Source organism: Shewanella polaris (assembly GCF_006385555.1).
In the GTDB taxonomy this organism is placed as follows: Bacteria; Pseudomonadota; Gammaproteobacteria; order Enterobacterales; family Shewanellaceae; genus Shewanella; species Shewanella polaris.
The window spans coordinates 3,871,709-3,892,309 of the sequence record NZ_CP041036.1 but is presented as its reverse complement, the minus strand read 5'-3'; the positions used below and the strand labels follow the sequence as shown (position 1 = coordinate 3,892,309).

19 protein-coding genes are annotated in these 20,601 nt (G+C 41.1%); 6 read left to right on the top strand and 13 right to left on the bottom strand.

The window, feature by feature from the left end; all coding sequences use genetic code 11:
• Window positions 1–95: 95 nt before the first annotated feature.
• From FH971_RS16910 to FH971_RS16900, 3 genes are all read right to left on the bottom strand, one after another.
• Window positions 96–1,010 carry a L,D-transpeptidase family protein gene (locus FH971_RS16910; RefSeq protein ID WP_167496116.1) on the bottom strand — a complete coding sequence of 305 codons (915 nt, stop codon included), beginning with the start codon at window positions 1,008–1,010 and terminating at the stop codon, window positions 96–98.
• A 167-nt stretch (window positions 1,011–1,177) separates the two neighbouring features.
• Window positions 1,178–2,728: a nitric oxide reductase transcriptional regulator NorR gene (gene norR, locus FH971_RS16905; RefSeq protein WP_140235102.1), complete on the bottom strand. Its 1,551-nt coding sequence runs from the start codon at window positions 2,726–2,728 to the stop codon at window positions 1,178–1,180.
• Window positions 2,729–2,867: 139 nt separating this feature from the next.
• Entirely contained in the window at window positions 2,868–5,150 is a 2,283-nt protein-coding gene (locus tag FH971_RS16900; protein WP_140235101.1) for a nitric-oxide reductase large subunit, read from the bottom strand.
• Window positions 5,151–5,618: 468 nt separating this feature from the next.
• Here FH971_RS16900 and slyA point away from each other — a divergent pair, with 468 nt between their 5' ends.
• The 3 genes from slyA to FH971_RS16885 all read left to right on the top strand — a co-directional run bounded on the left by slyA (window position 5,619) and on the right by FH971_RS16885 (window position 8,370).
• The gene (slyA, locus tag FH971_RS16895) at window positions 5,619–6,104 is read left to right on the top strand and encodes a transcriptional regulator SlyA (RefSeq protein ID WP_137225577.1); all 486 of its coding nucleotides are present in this window, start codon (window positions 5,619–5,621) and stop codon (window positions 6,102–6,104) included.
• Window positions 6,105–6,112: 8 nt separating this feature from the next.
• Window positions 6,113–7,171 carry an HlyD family secretion protein gene (locus FH971_RS16890; RefSeq protein ID WP_140235100.1) on the top strand — a complete coding sequence of 353 codons (1,059 nt, stop codon included), beginning with the start codon at window positions 6,113–6,115 and terminating at the stop codon, window positions 7,169–7,171.
• 170 nt (window positions 7,172–7,341) lie between these two features.
• Entirely contained in the window at window positions 7,342–8,370 is a 1,029-nt protein-coding gene (locus FH971_RS16885) for a DUF2955 domain-containing protein (protein WP_140235099.1), read from the top strand.
• A 19-nt stretch (window positions 8,371–8,389) separates the two neighbouring features.
• Here FH971_RS16885 and FH971_RS16880 read toward each other — a convergent pair whose 3' ends face one another.
• Genes FH971_RS16880 through FH971_RS16870 form a run of 3 tightly spaced genes read right to left on the bottom strand, consistent with a single transcriptional unit; the run spans window position 8,390 to window position 9,894 of the window.
• Window positions 8,390–8,605 (bottom strand): TIGR02450 family Trp-rich protein, encoded by a 216-nt coding sequence (locus FH971_RS16880; protein ID WP_137225585.1) that lies wholly within the window; start codon window positions 8,603–8,605, stop codon window positions 8,390–8,392.
• A 32-nt stretch (window positions 8,606–8,637) separates the two neighbouring features.
• Complete coding sequence (locus FH971_RS16875) at window positions 8,638–9,240, bottom strand: HAD family hydrolase (RefSeq protein ID WP_140235098.1); 603 nt, start codon at window positions 9,238–9,240, stop codon at window positions 8,638–8,640.
• A gap of 45 nt (window positions 9,241–9,285) precedes the next feature.
• The gene (locus tag FH971_RS16870) at window positions 9,286–9,894 is read right to left on the bottom strand and encodes a CIA30 family protein (RefSeq protein ID WP_140235097.1); all 609 of its coding nucleotides are present in this window, start codon (window positions 9,892–9,894) and stop codon (window positions 9,286–9,288) included.
• A gap of 312 nt (window positions 9,895–10,206) precedes the next feature.
• On the opposite strand from FH971_RS16870, the gene FH971_RS16865 reads away from it, so the two are divergent.
• Window positions 10,207–11,340: an endonuclease/exonuclease/phosphatase family protein gene (locus tag FH971_RS16865; RefSeq protein WP_137225591.1), complete on the top strand. Its 1,134-nt coding sequence runs from the start codon at window positions 10,207–10,209 to the stop codon at window positions 11,338–11,340.
• Between the two features lie 131 nt (window positions 11,341–11,471).
• On the opposite strand, the gene pepN is transcribed toward FH971_RS16865, so the two are convergent.
• The 6 genes from pepN to FH971_RS16835 form a co-directional block, all read right to left on the bottom strand.
• A complete protein-coding gene (pepN, locus tag FH971_RS16860; RefSeq protein WP_140235096.1) occupies window positions 11,472–14,132 on the bottom strand; it encodes an aminopeptidase N in 2,661 nt (886 codons plus the stop codon).
• A 77-nt stretch (window positions 14,133–14,209) separates the two neighbouring features.
• Window positions 14,210–14,803 carry a penicillin-binding protein activator LpoB gene (gene lpoB / locus FH971_RS16855; protein WP_175405871.1) on the bottom strand — a complete coding sequence of 198 codons (594 nt, stop codon included), beginning with the start codon at window positions 14,801–14,803 and terminating at the stop codon, window positions 14,210–14,212.
• 48 nt (window positions 14,804–14,851) lie between these two features.
• The gene (locus tag FH971_RS16850) at window positions 14,852–16,210 is read right to left on the bottom strand and encodes a COG3014 family protein (RefSeq protein WP_140235095.1); all 1,359 of its coding nucleotides are present in this window, start codon (window positions 16,208–16,210) and stop codon (window positions 14,852–14,854) included.
• The gene (gene def, locus FH971_RS16845; RefSeq protein ID WP_140235094.1) at window positions 16,204–16,716 is read right to left on the bottom strand and encodes a peptide deformylase; all 513 of its coding nucleotides are present in this window, start codon (window positions 16,714–16,716) and stop codon (window positions 16,204–16,206) included. The genes FH971_RS16850 and def overlap by 7 nt, the downstream gene beginning before the upstream one ends.
• 97 nt (window positions 16,717–16,813) lie before the next feature.
• Complete coding sequence (locus tag FH971_RS16840; RefSeq protein WP_137225601.1) at window positions 16,814–17,026, bottom strand: SlyX family protein; 213 nt, start codon at window positions 17,024–17,026, stop codon at window positions 16,814–16,816.
• Between the two features lie 20 nt (window positions 17,027–17,046).
• Window positions 17,047–18,003: a WD40 repeat domain-containing protein gene (locus FH971_RS16835; protein ID WP_140235634.1), complete on the bottom strand. Its 957-nt coding sequence runs from the start codon at window positions 18,001–18,003 to the stop codon at window positions 17,047–17,049.
• A 184-nt stretch (window positions 18,004–18,187) separates the two neighbouring features.
• On the opposite strand from FH971_RS16835, the gene fkpA reads away from it, so the two are divergent.
• On the top strand, window positions 18,188–18,943 hold the full coding sequence (fkpA, locus tag FH971_RS16830; RefSeq protein ID WP_140235093.1) for an FKBP-type peptidyl-prolyl cis-trans isomerase: 756 nt from the start codon (window positions 18,188–18,190) through the stop codon (window positions 18,941–18,943).
• 95 nt (window positions 18,944–19,038) lie between these two features.
• On the opposite strand, the gene FH971_RS16825 is transcribed toward fkpA, so the two are convergent.
• Complete coding sequence (locus FH971_RS16825; RefSeq protein WP_137225605.1) at window positions 19,039–20,004, bottom strand: zinc transporter ZntB; 966 nt, start codon at window positions 20,002–20,004, stop codon at window positions 19,039–19,041.
• A gap of 199 nt (window positions 20,005–20,203) precedes the next feature.
• Between FH971_RS16825 and FH971_RS16820 the strand changes: the two genes are divergently transcribed.
• On the top strand, window positions 20,204–20,575 hold the full coding sequence (locus FH971_RS16820; protein WP_137225607.1) for a YacL family protein: 372 nt from the start codon (window positions 20,204–20,206) through the stop codon (window positions 20,573–20,575).
• Window positions 20,576–20,601 lie beyond the last annotated feature (26 nt).

The following is a 20,601-nucleotide window of genomic DNA, read 5'->3' as shown; positions in this document are numbered from 1 at the left end:
ATCAGATCAAAAAATGGCTTGGTTAATTACAGTATTTACTGAATTAACCAAGCCATTTTTGTTATGTTTGAAGCAATCCAAGCATAACAATATTGTTATGGATTAATGCGAGTTGGCATGCCAGAACGTTGTTCAAGCAAGCGCTTTAATGTAAATGAATCAGTGTCTGGGTGAGCAACAAAACGAGTGGTGTTTTTATCGAATGATAATGGCACTGGCTCTGTTGATTCAAATTCTGCTTGGTTGCGTGAGAGTGGCTCATGGACTTCTAAATAACGATTGCCATCAGGTTCTTCAGTGGCCTTGATAGGTTTATTGATAAACTCAACTCGAGTGCCAACTGGTACGGTCTCAAATAAATGTTTGATATCTTCATCGCGTAAACGAACACAACCAGAACTTACTCGTAACCCTATGCCGAACGTGGCGTTAGTACCATGAACAGCGTATAAATTGCCTACATAAAGTGCGAACAAACCCATAGGGTTATCAGCACCAGCTGGCCATACTGCTGGTAATGTTATCCCTTTAGCCGCGTAAGATTTGCGAATGTTAACTGTAGGTGTCCACGTTGGATTTGCGCGTTTACGATATACTTGAGTCACCCAATTTTCAGGGGTGTCTTTTCCTATTTGGCCAATACCAATAGGCAATACTTCGACAATATTTTTACCCTTTGGATAATAATACAAACGCATTTCAGCCGAGTTAATCACCACGCCTTCACGCTTAGTATCCGGTAAAATTAACTGGTGAGGGATCAATAAAGTGCTACCTGATTTTGGCAAAAATGGGTCAACACCAGGGTTAGCTTCTAATAAATTAGTCAACCCGAGCTGAAACTGTGATGCAATTTGTTCTAAGGTGAGTTTCCCTTCTGGAACCACGTAATATTGGTTTTCACCAACTAAATTACTGCCTTCAGCAGGTAGACGATATTCAACAGCAGCACTCGAAAAACTTAATACAATAGCGGTCGCTGCAATAAAAGTAGAGCGTAACGAATTTATCATGAGGGTTATATCATTCCTAAAACAGGCGTTATGTTAGTCAGCTTACAATATCTTGCCAAACTTGACTATTTTGTACAGATAATTAGTACAGATTATTTGTACAGATGGTTAGGGCGCATCGTTACTTATTGCGCCTAATATTTCAACTAATTTTTTCACTTTAGCTATTTTAATCCCAAGCGTTTAGCAAGCCGATGTAAATTACCCGAGTCGATTTGCAGATAACGTGCGGTTGCGGCCCAATTACCATCTGTTTGGGCTAATGCTTGTTGAATAAACTGGCTTTGAAAATGCTCGGTTGCATCGCGTAAGCTTGTTTGTGGCAAAGACGTTGCAGATTGTTTCATCGTTGGTTTTTTGTTTTGTCTGGCAACGGTGTCTGTGGTCTGCGCAAATTCAAAATGGCTATTTTTTATCAGACACATACCCTCTTTTGAGGTTTGTGATTTAGCTAATACAGCAGCTCGATGGATGGCATGTTCTAGTTCTCGTACGTTACCAGGCCAATCATATTGTTCAAGCAATTGCAGTGATGAAGGCTCTAGTGCTAAATGCGTTAAGTGCAACTGTTGACGATAGCGTTCGATAAAGAAGCCTGCTAACAAATGAATATCTTCTCGGCGTTCTCTCAATGGTGGTACAACAATGGGAAACACGCTTAAGCGATGGTATAAATCGGCTCTAAATCGTCCGGCTAATACTTCGCTTTTGAGATCTTTATTGGTTGCGGCAATAATGCGCACATCGACTTTTAAGCTGCGATCATCACCGACTTTCTGTAAATCTCCGTATTGCAACACTCGCAGTAACTTGGCTTGTAAGTTAAGTGCGAGTTCACCAATCTCATCTAAAAACAAGGTGCCTTTATCAGCCATTTCAAATTTGCCACTACGGTGGCTAATTGCCCCAGTAAAAGCTCCTTTAACATGACCAAAGAGCTCACTTTCAGCTACAGATTCAGCCAACGCAGCACAATTTAAATAAACCAACGGCTTTTTTGCTCTGACAGAATGCAGGTGGATTTCTTTGGCAATGAGTTCTTTACCTGTACCTGTTTCGCCTAAAATTAATACATTGAGTTCAGTTGCCGCAACCACATTCACTTCATTAAGCAGAGCTAAAAAATTATCGGCCTGACCGATGATTTCTGTTTCGTGGTCCAGTAGTCCTGATGTTTTTGTCTCTGGAATGGTAAAGTTGCTGGCTTGTTTTTCAAGCTTATCAATCAGTAACGCATTGTTTAATGACGCAGCGGCAATGGCACTAAAGCTGCGTAGTTCACTATTAGTAAATTGATCAAACTTGTGTGGATCGAGAGCATCAATGGTGAGTGCACCAATGAGTTGCTCGTTAGCGAATAATGGTAAACCGATGCAGGCATGCACTTTTAAGTCACCATCTACATTCGGGATTAAACCATCGTAAGGGTCGGGTAATTCGCTATCGGAAGGGAAACGGACAATATCACCCGCTCGGGCAATGGTTTCGAGTCGCGGATGTTCACTCAGTATAAAGCGGCGTCCTAATACATCAGCACTCAATCCATCAATCGCCAAAGGGGTAAATTGATGACCTTGAAATGATAATAGAGCAGCAGCATCACAATGGAGGTTTTCTCTTACCGTGGTTAATAAGCGCGAAAAGCGATCGCGATTAGATAAATTAGCGGTGATATCAAGTGCGATACGAGTTAAGTCTGCTTGACTTAATGGCATGTCAAACTCCAATTAACAACAAGGTGGTGTCATTATGACAAGTGTAAATATAACAACAAGGGTAAAGGATAAATTGTTTGCACAAAAGGGGCCAGAAGGCCCCTTTGTGATATTCATCAACACATGTTTATCGATTAGATTACGCTAGTGCAGCCGCTTGTTTTGCTTTAACGCTTTTGCTAACAATGGCTTTCTTGATGATGTCAAATAAGAACGCTGCCATCAACAATCCACCGATACTGAAGATAATGTCACCAAACATTCGCGTCCATACAAGGCTTTCCACTAAGTCGCTGTGGATCACTGCAGGAGAACGGGCATACCAATAACCGTGGTCGATGACCGCAAAAAACTGCACGATACCAACAGGTAGTAATGACATAAACAGCATTGCGGCTAAGCCAATATTTAAGGTCCAGAATGCCCCTTTAAGGTATTTATGGTTCCATTGCATATCGCCTGTTAAGCCACGCAGACAGAATAGCATTAGCCCTATGCCTAACATACCGTACACGCCCATAAATGCACCATGAGAATGTGTCGCTGTAGTGTTTAACCCTTGGATAAAATAGAGCGATATTGGTGGGTTAATTAAGAAACCTAATACACCTGCACCAATTAAGTTCCAGAAAGAAGTGGCCACAAAGAACATAATGACCCAGTGATAACGCTCCATCCACGGACTTGCTTTACGTAAACGATAGGTTTCCACTGCTTCAAAACCAATTAATGCTAATGGCACAACTTCAAGTGCTGAGAATATTGCTCCCCAAGCAATGACTGAGGTTTGGGTACCGGTAAAGTATAAGTGATGTAGAGTGCCAATTAAGCCGCCAGTTAAAAATACCACGGTTGTGAACAATACCGCTCCGTTGGCACTGCGTGCACGGATGAGGCCTAAACGAACTAACATTAATGCGATAACGGCAGTTGCAAATGTTTCAAAGAAGCCTTCTACCCATAAGTGCACTACCCACCAGCGCCAGTATTCAGCTATAGCGAGGTTTGAGTGTTTACCCATAAATAGGCCTGCACCATAAAATAGACCGATAGCCACACAAGAGGCATACAGGATCCAAATTGCCGGTAATATGTCACTATTAACTTTTAATGCTGGGCGCATAGCTGCAGTAATTAACCCTGTCCATATTAATAGGCCTACAAACAATAATATTTGCCAAACACGTCCTAAATCAATGTACTCATATCCTTGATGTCCGAATAAATAGTTCATGTCTAGGTCAAAGTATTGCTGTACCCCAATCCATTCACCAGCCATAGAACCCAGAACGATAACAACTAACGCAACCCAAAGAACGTTTACACCTAAGCGTTGATACTTAGGTTCGTACCCTGATAGTGCAGGGGCAATATATAATCCTGTGCCTAACCATGCTGTGGCAATCCAAAATACGGCTAGCTGAGTATGCCAAGTTCGGGTAACTGAATAAGGCAGAATTTCAGATAATGGTAAACCATAAAAATCTTGGCCTTCAACTGCGTAATGCGCTGTAATTCCACCCACTAATATTTGCAGTAAAAACAGTCCTATTGCTGTAACAAAATACTTTCCGACCGCTTTTTGTGATGGCGTAGGTTTAGTAAAAAATAATGGGTCACCTTTAGCTGGTTCTGGCAATGGTTCTTCTTTGCAGGTGGCGTGATGCCAAGCCAACATACCAATACCAAGAAGCAATGATACAAGACTTAACACTGACCAAACAATATTATCAGAAGTGGGTACGTTGCCAATTTGTGGATCATACGGCCAGTTATTGGTGTAAGTATAATCATATCCAGGGCGTTCTGTTACAGCAGCCCATGCGCCCCAAAAGAGGAAAGCATTTAACAACTCACGATGTTCAGCATCAGTAATCGTGCCTTCCTTCATTGCATATTGTTCACGTAATGAACTCAATGCTGGATCATCACCAAATAAGGATAAATAGTGCTTAGTCACTTCATTGATTGCCGCAATTCGGGTATTTGACAGTGTGACGTGAGTTTCATCCCCAGGACCTTTGACCACTGTGTTATGGCGAATATCATCTCTCAAGCCTTTCTCTAAACCGGCTTGCTGTTCTGAATCGAGTTCAGTGAAATCGCGGTTATAACGATCGTTTGCGGTGATCGACAACCAAGCTTGAGCTTCACGATGTAACCAATCAGCGGTCCAGTCTGGCGCAACATAAGAACCATGTCCCCAAATTGATCCTAACTGATGACCACCCATTGAACGCCAAACGAGTTGACCTTGTTCAATATCATTTTTGGTAAATATAGGTTGGCCACTGGTGTCAGTAAAAGCCGTTGGAATAGGCGGTTTTTCTCGATATATGCCGCTGCCTAAACTGAGTAATACAGTGAAGGAAGCAACTAGCACGATGAGTAGTGCAATGCCGATAAGTTTGTTTTTGCTCATGAGTCCTCTTAGCGCAAAGTCATTTTGATACAGTTAATCTGACAATACATAAGTCGTGCCAACTATTTTTAAATATTTAAGTTATTGTTATTTAAAGGGTTATTTGTTTTTCTTTTTAAATCACAGTGTCTAAATGACAGTGTGCTAGCGTTGTCATTTAGACTGTGGTGTCATAATAACAATCTATTATCGTGACGTTGATCACATTCGATTAAATAATAGGCTTGGCCATTTATATCGATGGTTGTTTATCACGACTATTGAGTTATTAAGGGGTATTGATCTTTCAGGATTTTTTTACAGCGAATTATGCAATTGATATGGAGTTTATTTATAGGATTTTTCATGGGTTAACTAGTAAGCAGTTGGTTTAATTTGCGGCTTATGGTTAAGTTTATACGCGCTACTATTTACTTAGCGTGCTAAGTAGTTATAATGCTTAGCATGCTAAGTAAGTGACAATCCATTATGAATAAAGAATTAGAACGATTAAAAGAACTTTCTCTTGCTGAGAACTTAGGGCGATTGCATCGTTTATGGCGCACTGCAGCGGATGCAGAATTAATCCCCCTTGGTCTCACTCATCCTCGTTGGACTGCATTATGGAAGCTATTACGTTTAGGTGACAACGTAAGCCAAAAGGTGCTTGCTCATGCTTTAGAGATTGAACTGCCTTCGCTAATGCGCACCCTTAGTCAGCTAGAAGAGCAAGGATATGTACAACGCCGCTGCTGCGAGACCGATAAGCGTGCCCGTATTGTGTGTTTAACCCCAGAAGGTCTCGGCATGCTTAAACAAATGGAAGGTCGCATTATGTCAGTTCGTCGTGATTTATTGGCGGGCATTAGCACCCAAGAATTAAGTGAGTTTGAACGTATCATTAGTCTGATCAGTGATAACGCCCTCTCGGCGCTGCATAAGAACACTGAATCAGACCACAAAATCCCTGAATGAGAAATAATATGACTCCAGACCAACAATTTGCTCGACTCGTTAAAATATCCATTATTATGTTTGTACTGGTATTTGGTTATTTTATGTTTGCCGACGCCGTTATCCCTATGACGCCTCAAGCTATGGCGACACGAATGGTGACGAAAGTAACCCCACAAGTTAGCGGTAAAATTGCTTCGATTGAGGTTGAAAATAACCAAGTGGTTGCTAAGGGGGATGTATTATTTAAAATCGATTCAGCCTCATATGAGCTGGCCGTTGAACAAGCCACATTAGCCTTAGAACAGGCAGAACAAGATAATGCGGAACTGGATGCTGCCATTGTAGCTGCTCAGGCAGATGTAAAAGCCAACCTAAGCAGTTCCCAACAAAAGCGCAGCGAAGCAACCCGTATCGATACGCTTTATGCTACTAGGGGCGTATCTCAGCAGTTAAAAGATCAAACTGAAAGTGATGCAGCAACAGCGGAGGCAAATTTACTTGCCGCTAAAGCCCGATTAGTTAAATTAACCGTAAGTCGTGGACGTGATGGTAAAGATAATTTAAAAGTGCGCCAAGCTCAAAACCACTTAGCTCAAGCTGAGTTAAACCTGTCTTATACCCAAATTCGTGCAGATCAAAGTGGCGTGGTAACTAACTTACAGCTGAAAGTAGGTAGTTTTGCGACAATTGGCCAGCCGTTATTGGCCGTAGTATCAGAGAAAGTGGATATTATTGCTGACTTTAGAGAAAAAAGCCTAAGAGGCATAAAGCCGCAATCAACGGCTTATATTACCTTTGATGGTCAACCTGGGCGTTTATATCCTGCTAAAGTCAGTACCGTAGATGCTGGCGTTAGCGCTGGGCAATTTGAAGCTAACGGTCGTTTAGCTTCACCACAGGATTCTGTTCGTTGGGTGCGTGATGCTCAGCGATTACGTTTACACCTTGAACTTGATCAACAAGCCATCAATACATTGCCTGCTGGGGCGCGTGCAACCGTGCAATTAGTGCCAAATAGTATTCTGCTTGGTTTGCTTGCAAAGCTGCAAATCAAGGCTGTGAGTGTGCTGCATTATATATACTAAATGAATGATTAATATATGCGTTTAGTTGTTGATTAATTGGTATTAAATTTAAATACCATTTTGCCAATCCGTAATAATGTATGACTTCCTTTTTGTTGTTTATCTGCTTCTATAGCAAAATATTAATATTAGTTTTGTGTGTTTTTTCTCCAACGCCGTAGGTATTTTAGATGTTATTACGTCATAGCCCTTTGACAGCAAATGATTTTCGTCAATGTTTACGCATTGCAACGGGCGCAACGCTAGGGTTTGCAATATGTAAGTTTTTCGACTTGAGCAATGGAGTCTTTTTTACCGTAACGCCAATGTTGTTATTGGGTTTGGTGCCTGTAATGAATGCCCATGCTATGCGACAATTGTTGGCATCGGCAGTAATGGCAGGCATTGAAGTCGGTATTGTTGGTGGTTTATTTGGCTCTCATCCAGGAATGATATTACCCATTGTTTTTGCACTTTTTTTGTATCGGTTTGCGGCAATGTCGCGTGGCAATTTATTTCTATTCGGTGCAAACGGAGTAATCAGTTTAAGTATTATGCTGCACTTTGCCAGTTATCCTAGTGTTGATATTAACAACCTTATTTTCAGTAACTTTTGGGCAACGGTTACTTCAGTCATCATTGCTTACGCCGTGACTGCATTATGGCCAGATGTTGAGCCCAGAGCATCGATGGCGGCAGTAGTTAAAGCACCTAATCGAATGCGCCACGAAGCGTTGCTTGGAGCATCCATTGCAACGGCATCATTTTTAGTATTTCAGGTGTTTAACTTACGAGATTCTATGTCGGCTCAAGCCACTACGTTATTATTGTTATTTCCGATGCATTGGAATGGTGCGCTTGGCTATGCTCGAAAACGTGCTATTGGCACTTTATTTGGGGTGACGTTTGGCTTAGTTGGCCAAGGCTTGCTGTATGATTGGTCTGGATTATTAATTTTTGTGATACCACTGTTATGGATAGGCTTAATGCTATTTAGCCAAGTGCATGTTAGAGAGGCTAGCGGTTCCGGGGTCGGCTTTGGTGCCATGACCACCTTAGGAATCTTGTTTGGCCAATATTTAACCCCAAACAATGACTTAGTGTTTAGTGCCTTATATCGTATCAGTAGCATTTTAGTAGCGATAGTGGCGACATTATTGCTGTGTTATTTGGTGCATCGGTTGTTAAATCGTTTTGAAGCAACCCGATTTGGGCTGTAGTTAGGCGGCTGGTTTCCATTTATTGCCAGCCCATTTTCCACTGTTGTGAATCTTTTAGATCGTGCCAGTCTACTGCAAACTCTTGTGTATTCATTTCTGCACGAATAATGCATTCAATGACATTTTTTTGCTCGTCATATTCCACTTTTATGATGCTAAAATGTTTGAGCTTGTTAATAACCTCAATCTTAGTCCATTTACTGTGGAGTAATTTCTTTGGGTGAAATCGGTTCATATTGTTCTCATACTATTATTTGATTTATGTGACTAACACTTTTCAGTTGGAGTCAGTAATGGCAGCAGTTGACTTAGCTCATCAATAACAATATCTGCTAATGCTTGATAACGGTTTTCAATGCCATGGGTAATTAAGCAGGCGATCATGCCAGCATTATTGGCCGCTTGAATGTCGTATAAGTAATCGCCAACATACATAATATATTGTGGGGCAATTTCCCATTGCGAGGCTATTGCCAGTAGTGCATCGGGTGCGGGTTTTGCTGGATAATCTTCTCTAGTGAGCACATGGTCGATGGCAATATTATTTTTTTTAATCTTCATGTCACTAGCCGCAAGGCTATTACGAGTCACTATGGCGGTGGGTAATTTAGCCACTTCAATAGCATTAATTAACTCTGTCATGCCTTTAATGGGTTTAGCATTTATTGCATCTTGGTATTCATGATCAAGAATAACTTGGTTTGCTTTGGCTTGAGTTGTTTTGCAATTTAAACTGTCGACGTATTTAAGTAGATCAATGGCTTGAGGACAACCAATTTGCTGACGAATTAAATCAAAGTCCAAACTGGATTCAACTAAGGTGCCGTCTAAGTCAAAAATAATGCCTTTTATTTGCATTGGTAAATTCAATGAATACCCTTACTTGCTTAATGCTTAATGCTTAATGCTTAATGCTTATCTGTCGAATTGAATAGAGTGTAATTCAATTGCAAATGGGCCTTGTTGTTTTTGGGCGACTAAAAAACCAATTCTATCAATATCTTCAAAATGTAGTTCTGGTGCATTTGCGACCGATCGCCCTCTAAAGCTGACAGTAAAGTCCGCGGCGGTAAAAGCATGTTGAGTGATTGTGTCTACACGAGTGGTAAAATTAGCTACATAGGCTTCACCATTCGATAAACTCGGTGTTTTTAGGCGAATTTGATAAGTTTTTCCATCACCTTTAACGACGAGGGTCAGTAATGATGCTGTTGTTATTTGAGATGTTAATATTGATTCTGTAGACGCAAATCCACCATTATTTTCTAATGAAACCGAACCCGTAAATAATAGCAAGTTTTGTTGGCCATCAATGCTGACTTGGCTTTGTGAGACGCCACCCATTACAGTGTCATTATTGATATTCCATTTTGTAAAGTGACTTACATCGGTAAAGTGAAATAGCATATTTTCCTCACTTGTACTCCATGCGGGCTGGCTAATAAGGGACATAAAACCAGCAACCAATATGGTTGTTTTTATGGCCTGATTCAGGCGAATTTTGTGTCTATTTATTGATGTCATTATAAACCCATTAATTATAACTAGCGTACTATTTTCGAGATAACGCACAATGTAAAAAAATGGCTTATCAGGGTGAGGGATAAGCCAAAAGGTACTACTGGGGGATTACATTGGCTGTATAAGATTTGCTAAATTAGTCGTTATCTAACAGGTTCTCTAATCGATTATCTAGTAGACGGTATATTGATACATTACGTAGGCCAGTGTCTTTCGGTTCAGTTATTTTTGAGGCTGTTAAATTCAACGGTTATATTCGACAAACCATAATGTTGTCAGTACCCTTGATGAAGGTTTTATTGGGAACAACATATTTTGCAAGTTAACAGCACATCTTCTACTTCATCACCAGCGCTTACATTCAGTGTAGTGAGCATAAATTTATTTAACTTTATTGAACCGCCTTACGCCTACTACGACTTTGAAAATATCTATAGCGACAAACAATGGCTAAAAAAGCGTGCTTGGTTAAGTGATTTTATTGAGCAAAACCAACCCGATGTTATCGGTTTTCAAGAAGTATTTAGTCCCGACGCATTAGCTACACTGACAAAGTCGTTGGGTTATGAGTATTTTGTGGCGTTAGATTTACCCGAGGTGGTCAGTGACTATGTGTATCGCAGCCCTGTGGTAGCCATAGCTTCAAAGTATCCTATTATCGATTCTGCCAATGTCATTCCTGATCCGCAGTGGGTAACTCAATTAGGTTTAGCTGAGACATTTGCTTTTAGTCGGAAACCACTTCGAGCCACGATACAGTTTCCCATTTTTGGCCCATGCGATTGTTATGTTATTCACCTTAAGTCCAAGCGAAGTGGTGTTAGTCGTGATGATATTAGTCACAGCGGTCTACATGGCGGAGCTGATTTTGTAGCAAGACAAGTACTTGGGCGATGGGCATCAAGTTTGCAACGTGGCAGTGAAGCCGCGTTGTTGTGCCATCAAATGTTGATGAGACGGCAACAAAGTCAGCAACCCTTTATGTTAATGGGCGACTTTAATGACACCATGGGGAGCGAGCTCTTAGCCGCATTTAACAATCAATTGCGAGTATTTCGCAGTGACATTGAAGACCCTGGGCTGGCTAAGCTAGGCGAAACATCACTAATGGCAGAATTACACCAAAGTAGTTTGTTTGACAGTTATGAGTTATTTATTGCCGCAACTAAGCGCAATGCAACCTTAGCTGAAGATGAATTCGAATCGGCATCGGTAATCGATGATGAGCCTCATACGGTAAGGCAACCGACACATTACTATGGCAATAGTGGTTCAGTGCTCGATTATATCTTGGTGTCGAGTGAATTTAATCCCACACAACAACAAAACCTTGCTCATATTGTTAACTATCAAACGTTTGACAGACACCTTGTTCGGCCTGACTATGAACGCGATAGTGACAGTACCGATCATGCACCGGTAATGATGCGTTTTAGTGTGCGCAGTTAGTGTTGTTTTTTACATGCTCATGAGTGTGTTTGATATTAATGGCCACAGAAATATTTGATAATAAAAAAGCGCTGATCTGCATCAGCGCTTTTTAACATCAACCTATTTTATAAGGCTAGACAAGCCAATCGTTATCTTAACATGTGCTTTATTTTTACACAGCGCTGCTCTTGTTGACGAGTTTCAAGTAGGGCACGTCTTGTTAATGCCGATAAACCTGTTTGCGTATTTAAGACGGAACTAATGGCATCAATGTTCGCCGAACTGCATTCTGTTGGAATGAGTTGCGCTGCAAAACTGCGCATAAATACCGGTCCCTTGCTGTCCATTAACGCTAAGTTGGCAAACCGTTGCTCTGCAGTTGCGGCACTTAATAACTTTTGCTCTGCAGGGTAAAGATTATTCATCGCAACCCGAATTTTTGAGAACGGCATGCTGTCATTATGTTCGATGGTGTTTAGCCACTGACGTTTAAGCGATGACTGAGGCCGGATTACTTCTGCAGCAATCGCTGCTTTTTCACCTGAGTCAGATTGATCAAGCTGCTTTTCTTTGGCAAGTAACGCCTGAGCATTGCCATAATCGTAACGGTTTAATTGTTTGATCATTGCCCAGCGTAAGTCTTGACCTATGTTTAAACCTTTAATGAGGTCTTTACCTTGCAGTAAAGATTGAATATGTTTTAACGCGTCTCCATTGTTAGAGAAACTAATGTAAGCATCAAACCACCGACGTTGGAAATCACTATTACTAAAATACTCCATGCTCATGCGCAGACTCATCTGGCTAAGTGCTTTGGATATTTTATTATTGTAGGCTGTATTGCTTGGCGCCATTAAATCGAGGTAGTTTTTAGCCCGCTGTAAATTGCCTAATACTTGCCCAAGAATTGTGTAATCCTTTTCCAGTGGTGCATTAATTAATGCAATATTTAAAAACTCATTTAATGGCGTTTTACCTTCAATGACGCTGTCCCACATGCTCTGCCAAAGCATTGATCGCAATAACGGATCGCTCACTTGGCTTAGTTGCTCTTTAGCGGTATTAAATGACGTTGGGTCTAACTCCACTTTTACAAAGCCCCAGTCATCGTAGTTTGGATAAACTAAATCTGGGCAAGCCTCGCCAATTAACTGCTCAACTTCGGTATAAGCCCCTTTGTATGTCACAGCCAGCGATTTTTGTTTTTCTACCCCATAACGTTGCTTATTGAACAAGCCAATTTTTATTCTTTGTTCACGCAGTGTTGGGTGTTGCTCATCTGCAGTTTGTATAATGGCAAACGAGTCAATTTGGCTATTTTGGCAAGTGTATTGTGCTTTGATGGTGTTAACACCCGCTGCGTACAACCACTCTTTGGTCCAAAGTGATAAATCTCGGCCACTGGCTTGAGCTAGGCTATTAATAAAGTCGTTTAGCTCGGCATTCTTATAACTGTATTGTTGTAAATATTGGCTCACACCACGGCGGAAGGTCTCTTCACCAAGTAAATGACGCAATTGCTTGATGGTTGATGCGCCTTTTTGATAAGTAATCGCATCGATATTATCAAAGGCATTTTGGCTGGTGGCTACGGGCACTTCAATGGGATGTGTAGTGACTAAGCTGTCTTGATGATAAGCAGCTTGTTTACCAGAAGCATAAAAAGTACGCCAGGCATGACTAAATTCGGTTGCTTCACTGGTGGCAAGGGTGCCCATAAATGAGGCGAAACTTTCGTTTAACCACAGGCCATTCCACCATTTCATTGTTACCAAGTCGCCAAACCACTGGTGGGCCATTTCATGCATGATAACGCCCGCTAAACGTTCTTTTTGTTCAGCCGTCATGTCGGCATTAAATAAGAAACGGTCTTCAGAAAAAGTAATTGCTGCTGCGTTTTCCATGGCACCGTAGAGAAAGTCAGGCACCAATACTTGGTCATATTTTTTGAACGGATAAGCAATGCCAAAGTAGTTATCAAAAAAGTCTAAACCTTGCTTAGTATAGGTAAACCAATCTTGTGGGCTAACTTGTGAGGCCACTGACTGACGAGAGAATAATCGCATTGGATAACGCCCTGAATTGTCTTGCCACACTTTGTAGGGACCGGCATGCATGGAGAAATTATACGGGCTCAGCTTAGGCGTTGTTGGGAATGTCCATAAGTTATTGTCACCTTGGTCAATCACATTGGTTTCGCGCATGGCGCTGATGACTTGCCAATCTTTTGGAGCATGGACATTAATTTGATAATTGGCTTTGATATCCGGTTGATCAAATACGGCAAACATTTGCTGGGCGGCAGCAGGCTCAAAATGCGAGTACAAGTAAACTTTTCCGTCTACAGGGTCGACAAAACGATGCAGGCCTTCGCCGTTAGTGCTGTGTTCCCGTGTAAATTCAATTTCAATAGTGTTACTACCACTGGTTAATAGACTCTGATTTAAAGTGAAGTAAGCGCCATTGTAATTAGGGTAAACCTTGGTGCCGTTAATGATAAATTGTTGAACATTGGCTTTATTTAGATCTAACGTAAGCGATTTAGGCACGCTGCTTAGGTCGAAGTGTACTACTGATTTTGCACTGAATTGGCTTTGTTCACTAAGGAAAAAGGTCAGCTCGTATTGCACATTAGAAACGATATTTGAACGCGCTTGCGCTTGTGCTTGGCTGATATTGGCTGTGCCATCTCGTTGAAAAGATGAGGTTGAAACAGAGCTGCTACAGCTGATCACACTGGCACAACATAATGCAACTAGGCTAGTTTTAATGATCCGAGGGCTAAATAATTCAGTGGATAACAATTTCACGTTAGTGTTCCTAACTTATTATTGGGTGTATGAAAAAGCCGACAAGGTTGTCGGCTTTAGCGCTATGATCAGGCTAATTACAAGCCTAAAAATGATTTCGATTTAACTTTACGAATTTCTTTTTCGTCAGACCATTCAATTAAACCGGTATCAAGGTCCATTAAACGCATGGTCATTTTGTAGTACACATCTTTGGTGCTGCCATCTTGTTTAACGATGCTAGATAAGTTGCCGTACAACATGTACTGCGCTCCAATCTGACGACCAAATTTAATCGCGGTAGATGGGTCGACCATGCCTGCATTATTTTGATAATCGAGCTGTTTACGCACGGTATCAACCTTGGTCATGTCGATAAAGCGGAACTTACCTGAACGTAATAATTTGTTGCTAATAGTATCGGTAACAGACTCTGTGTCGATATGTTCAGAGGTTTTGTTTTTGATTTTATCAACAAAAATAATGGGACGGTTAGTTTGAGTCATGACGATAACAGGTGGGAACGTCAACATACTGTCGACCATTTTAGCAGCAATATTTTGCAGATCGGTTGAGCCAAAGTTTTCGTTAACTGTTTCTACTTCAGAGGCATCGCCATATTCAACTTTAGATTGACAGGCACTCAGCCCCATTACTGCAGCTAACACAAATATCAGTTTCAAATTTTTCATAATAAATTCCATTAGTGATGAGTGACAGTTGATAAAGGTTATCGTCTATCAGATGATTATTGAATAAAAACGGGTACGATTTCCAGTTTCTATTGCCCAAATTAATGTTGTACGGTTCGGTTTCACTGTAATTTGTACATTTTGGCTATTATTTAAACCAATATTATAATCGCCCGCAGCAATAAACTCTCTGGCAATTTGTGCTTGGCGTGGCAACGTAAGCCAACTTCTACGGTCAGCCTGCTCGCTAATGACGTTAAAAATCTGCATCGCAATTGCCCCAACATTCATTTGATTGTTGTTGCTACGGCTACTTTGGTTTAATTGGTATTTTGCGTAAATTCTGGCTGCTTGACGAAACAGTGCAGCAGGCAAATCTTCTTTTAATGCATTAATAGCCAAAGCATCGATATTGGCAATGCTCTGGGCTTCCAATACTTGGTTTAATCCTAGAATTTTGCTTTCACCTAATAATTGGCGCTGTGGTTGGTAAGTTGCTAATGACGCCGTTTGCCAATTACCGTCGATAGAAAAAGGGACGGTAATACTTTGTTTTTCAGGTACAAAACTTCTTTCTACAATAAACACCACTTGGCCTTGGTCTTCGGTAGGTAAAACGGCATCCCCCCAACGGCGTTTAAATTCATCGTATTGAGGCATGGCAAGTTGTTTTGCTAGGCGGACCAAATCTTGCTGTAAATAAGTGTTATTAGGGGTAATTTGCGCCGCTTTGCGATAATCGATAAAAGCATCGTTTGGCTCATTAGCCAGTTCGTGCAATAACCCTGTGATGTAATAGCTGTACGCGTTAAGAAATGAGCTGGTAACAGTTCCGGCTTCTTGGCTTAATTGAGTTATTTGTGCGTCGATAGTGCCATTGGCCATGTCTTGCACCGATTTTTGCGATTGCTGATATCGAGCTTGTTCTAAGCTTTGTAGTTCATTACTGCGACGAACTTCAACGAGTGCACCTTGAGTGTCGCCACTAAATAAATAATTCAGAGCCTGATACTGGTGCAGCATTATACGTTCATAACCAGGGCCACGGTATGGAATGGCGTTATCATTTAATAAAATACTACTCGCCCCAGCCCCGAGTTGACTGGCGCTGACGGTGGCTTTGTCATCAAAGGCTTGGTAGGCATCAATGGCCTGTTGGTAATAGGTTTTGCTACGGGTGAAATCTCCCGAAATCTGCATAATACGTCCAGACTCCTGGGCGTAAAGTAGGCCATCATTACCGCTAATATTGTCTGCTAACTCATTGATGTTTGCTGTGGGAGCATCACTGCTTAATTGTTGTCTGTACGGTGCTATTTGCGAAGGATAGTTAACAAATACACTGTTAAAAGCACATCCCGTTAATCCCATCGTGAGAATTAATAACACCCAAACTGATTTTAACATGAGGATACCTCGGCCGATGCTGCCATAAGGTTGACTCGTTCAAGTAAGGTAATGCCTTGCAAGTGGTCATATTCATGTTGAAAAATACGAGCTACAAATCCCGATAATGATTGCTGGTGTAATCGACCATCGAGCGATTGATATTGGACCTCAATTTCGGTATGTCGCAAAATAGACAGACGTTTACCGGGGAGCGACAAGCAACCTTCCATGCCCGTTTCTGTCATTGTTGACGTAGACAATATTTGTGGATTGATCACAACGGTTGGGGCCATAGATGGTGCATTGGGATAACGTTTATTGGGGTTGGATGCCATGATAAACATTGCCGCTCGACTGAACACTTGCGTTGCCGCAATACCAACCCCGTTTGCATTTAACATGGTACTGAGCATGTTATCTGCTAACGCGTGTAATGCGTCATCAAACACCGTCACAGGCTCAGCCGTCAGCGTAAGAATATTATCGCCTGTAGTTGCTATTGTGAGGTGCTGATTTAATTGCATGTACGCCAACTGTTAGTTAACTTAAAAATAATGAGCTTTCGATACCATTGGCTAATGGTAAACCATCTTTAATCGCAACAGTGTTCATTAAGACTATTTAATAATGCGGTGGTGGTGTTTCATCTGCTTGAGATGCCATGTTACTGGGTTCAATCGCATGCAGTTTATTGACCATTAATAGCATTTGCTGTTGTTGTCTGGCAACTAATGTATTGAGTTTAATCACTTCTTGATTTAACTCCTCAATGACGATGTCTTGAAATGATAGTCTCATTTCAAGATCATCAATTTTTTGCAACACTTGCTCCATGTCGACCTCTTATTGATTGGTTATTGCTGCCAATATTCTACTAGACCTTGGCTACTAATACTGACGATAGAGCCTGGCTCTGTCATTACGGAAGAGTATACTACAGCGCCTTTATTTTGGGTGTTTTTACTCAGCTGAACTTTCCAATGTCCGAGCTTTTTCCCTGAGTCAACTTGCCATAAAAAGATCTCGCTTGATGGTGTTCCGGTGAGTAATTGCTGATCATTCTGAGCAAAGCGAGCAGAGGAAAAATTCATTTGCCTACGAATAATGTTTAACTTACTTAGTGCAGCCCCTGAAGCTGATTGCCAGATTGTTGCATTACCAGTTATATCACCTGCAAAGCTTAAACTGCCACTTTCATTAATCAGTACCTTGGTAATGCGCGAGCTTAACTGCCATTGTTGAATAGGTTGGCCTGTTTGCGCCTGCCATAGAATAACCTTGTTATCATTACCACCACTTAGTGCCTTTAGACCGTCAGCGCTAATCGATACACTATTGACCTTTTCGTTATGACCTAAAAACTGAATCAAACGATTGTTTTTCGGTGATAATGACATGACGGAACCATCACCAAGAGCGACTAAAGTTTGGCCATCATTGGCAATCGCCACGCTTTGAGCGTAAGAGGGCAGCGACCACCAACCTACCGAACTGCCATCATCTAAACGCCATATCGCTAATGAGTTACTGCTAATCGTGGCGGCAAAGATTTTGTTGGCGGAAATAGCGGTATCAATGACATTGCTGGTGTTATCCTTTTGACCTTGTAACCATTGATATGACAACCTTGGGCCGGTTAAATCCCATACTTGTACACCATTATTAGCCGTGCTGATTAATGCTAGATTACCATCATCAGATAAGCTGGCGCTGTAGCTGGCATCAGTTGTCAGTATCATGACTTTGCTTGGTGAAGGTTGGCATGCGGATAATAAGCATACACAAAATAAGATTGAACAAAAAAACCGCATTGGAACTCGTATCATGAACTTGCTCCTAGAATTATTGTCTTAAACCTTAATTATATAAGGTTTACCCAATGGTATAACCGTTTTAACTAGTATAAAGTGGATAATTAACATGACCACTTACATATCTCATTGATTGAATGTATTAGGGTTATTGTAACCACTATAGGATGCTGAGGAAGCTTTAATGAAATCTATTTACAAATTATCGTTAGTTGCATTAGCCGTTGTTGGCCTTACTGCGTGTAATCAAGATCAAGACGTTACCCAAAAGAAAATTGAATTAACAACTGACGTGCAAAAAGAAGCATACAGTGTAGGTGGTTCAATCGGTAAGTACATGTCAGGTCACATTAAAGAGCAAGAAGAATTAGGTTTTGCTGTTGATCGTACCATGGTGATTAAAGGCTTTACCGATGGTTTAGGTGAAGACATGCTGCTAACTGAAGAAGAAATGCAGACAGTATTGGAAAACCTAGATAAAAAATTAAACGACAAACGCCTAGAGCAAGCTGAAATAGTAGCGGCTAAAGCGATTGCCGATGGCAAAAAATTCTTAGAAGATAATAAAGCTAAAGAAGGCGTAACAACGACTGAATCTGGTTTACAGTATGAAGTATTAGAAGCTGGAACGGGCGAAAAGCCAGCAGCAGAAGATACTGTTGAAGTACATTACCGCGGTACGCTAACTGATGGTACCGAGTTTGACAGTTCATATGCGCGTGGTGAAACCGCTAAGTTCCCGCTAAATCGTGTTATTCCTGGTTGGACTGAAGGTGTACAGTTAATGCCTGTTGGCGCTAAGTACAAATTCGTTATTCCAGCTGAATTAGCTTACGGTGATCGTGATACTGGTACTATTCCTGCTAACTCAACTTTAGTTTTTGAAGTTGAGCTAGTGTCTGTTGAAAAAGCGCCAGTAGCTGCACCTGCTGCAAAGTAATATTGAAATCGCTTTGCGATTATCATAGATATAAAAAAGACGCTTCGGCGTCTTTTTTTATATCTAACTAACCTAACTCGGGATAATTAGTCTAGCTATATCCATTTTAAGCGGTAAAACAGATACATTTGAAAGGCAATAAGTGCAAATAAGCCTGCACAAAATGCAGCAAAAGCCCAGTTTGTTTCAGCCCCTGGTATGCCGCCAATATTGACACCCAATAAGCCAGTTAAAAAACCTAAAGGTAGAAATACTGCCGAAATAAGTGATAAAAAATACAACCTTTGGTTTACTTGTTCTGATTGCTGCGATTGCAGTTCTTCTTGGGTGACACTGGCGCGATCGCGTATTGAATCAAGATCTTCTATGACTCGGATCAGGGTTTCGTGGATCTCACGTAAACGGATTTTGTCATTAACGTCAAATAGCTCGTTGGTTTCTTGCAGCATACGAGAAAAAGCTTCTCGTTGTGGGGCTAGGTAACGTCGTAATACCACTGTTTGTCGACGTAGTTCAGCAATTTCAGTGCGCAATGTTTTATTAACTTGAGTGACTACTTTCTCTTCTAATTCATCGAGCTGTTCTTCAAGTTTACCGATAAACTCGACTTTACGTTGGGTCAACCGTTCGCAGATGGCCATGATAAACGCTGCGCTATCAACTGGACCTTTACCATGGGTAATTGCCTCGGCAACATCGATAACCGATTGTAATTGGCGTTCGCATGTTGAAATAATTTTATGTTCTTCAGCGTAGATCCGCACTGCGACCATGTCTTCTGGATCAGAATTTGGGTTTAAATTAACCCCTCGCAATGCCAGTAAGATCCCTTTTTCTGAGCTTAATACTCGTGGGCGAGTATCGGTGGCCAATAAAGTATCCATCTCGACCCTATCTAAACCAGAGTTGAGGAGCCATTTACGCGCTTTAGGTTCACGATAGCGAAGGTGTAACCATAAAAGGCCATCTTGAGGCTGCCACTGAGCAACTTGCGCTTCAGTGAGCGATTGGCCAGCATTTGGGCCTGTTAATAGTAAGCTGTAAATAAAACCATTATTCATTATTAATCATTCCAAGTGATCACTATCGCAACAATTTACGCTACTTTTTAGTCTTGCCCAAGTTTAAACGAACATGTGGAATGAAATCCGTTCGTTATCGAATATTTAATCATCAAGCACACTATTTGATCCGCTAACAAGCAGCAGAATTGTCGATCATCGGTTAAAATAAAACAAATACTATTAGAAGAGTACTCATATGGAATTTCAATTTCGTCGTAATCGCCTTGAAGGCACTGTGTTTGCTGAATTTAGTATGGGGCATGAGGTGTTAGGCAGTTGGTTTGCTGAAAATCTTGGTGATGATAAAAATCGCGCTAATTATATCTTAAACCAAATTATGCTTATTAAAACGGGTAGGGCCAATCATTGGCGTGATATTGGTAGAGATTTAACCATCGATATCGACACCGAACAAGTTAGAGTATTTGCAAATATAATTGATTTTGAAGATGATCATGTCTTAGACGAAGCAATGAATTTATATAATGCGGAATCTGAATCTTATTGTGGTTTGGAAGATTTCGAATCAGCATTGCAAAGTTGGTTAGCGTTTATTCAAGAAAAATAATAGTTCGCTCAACTTTATATTGGCTT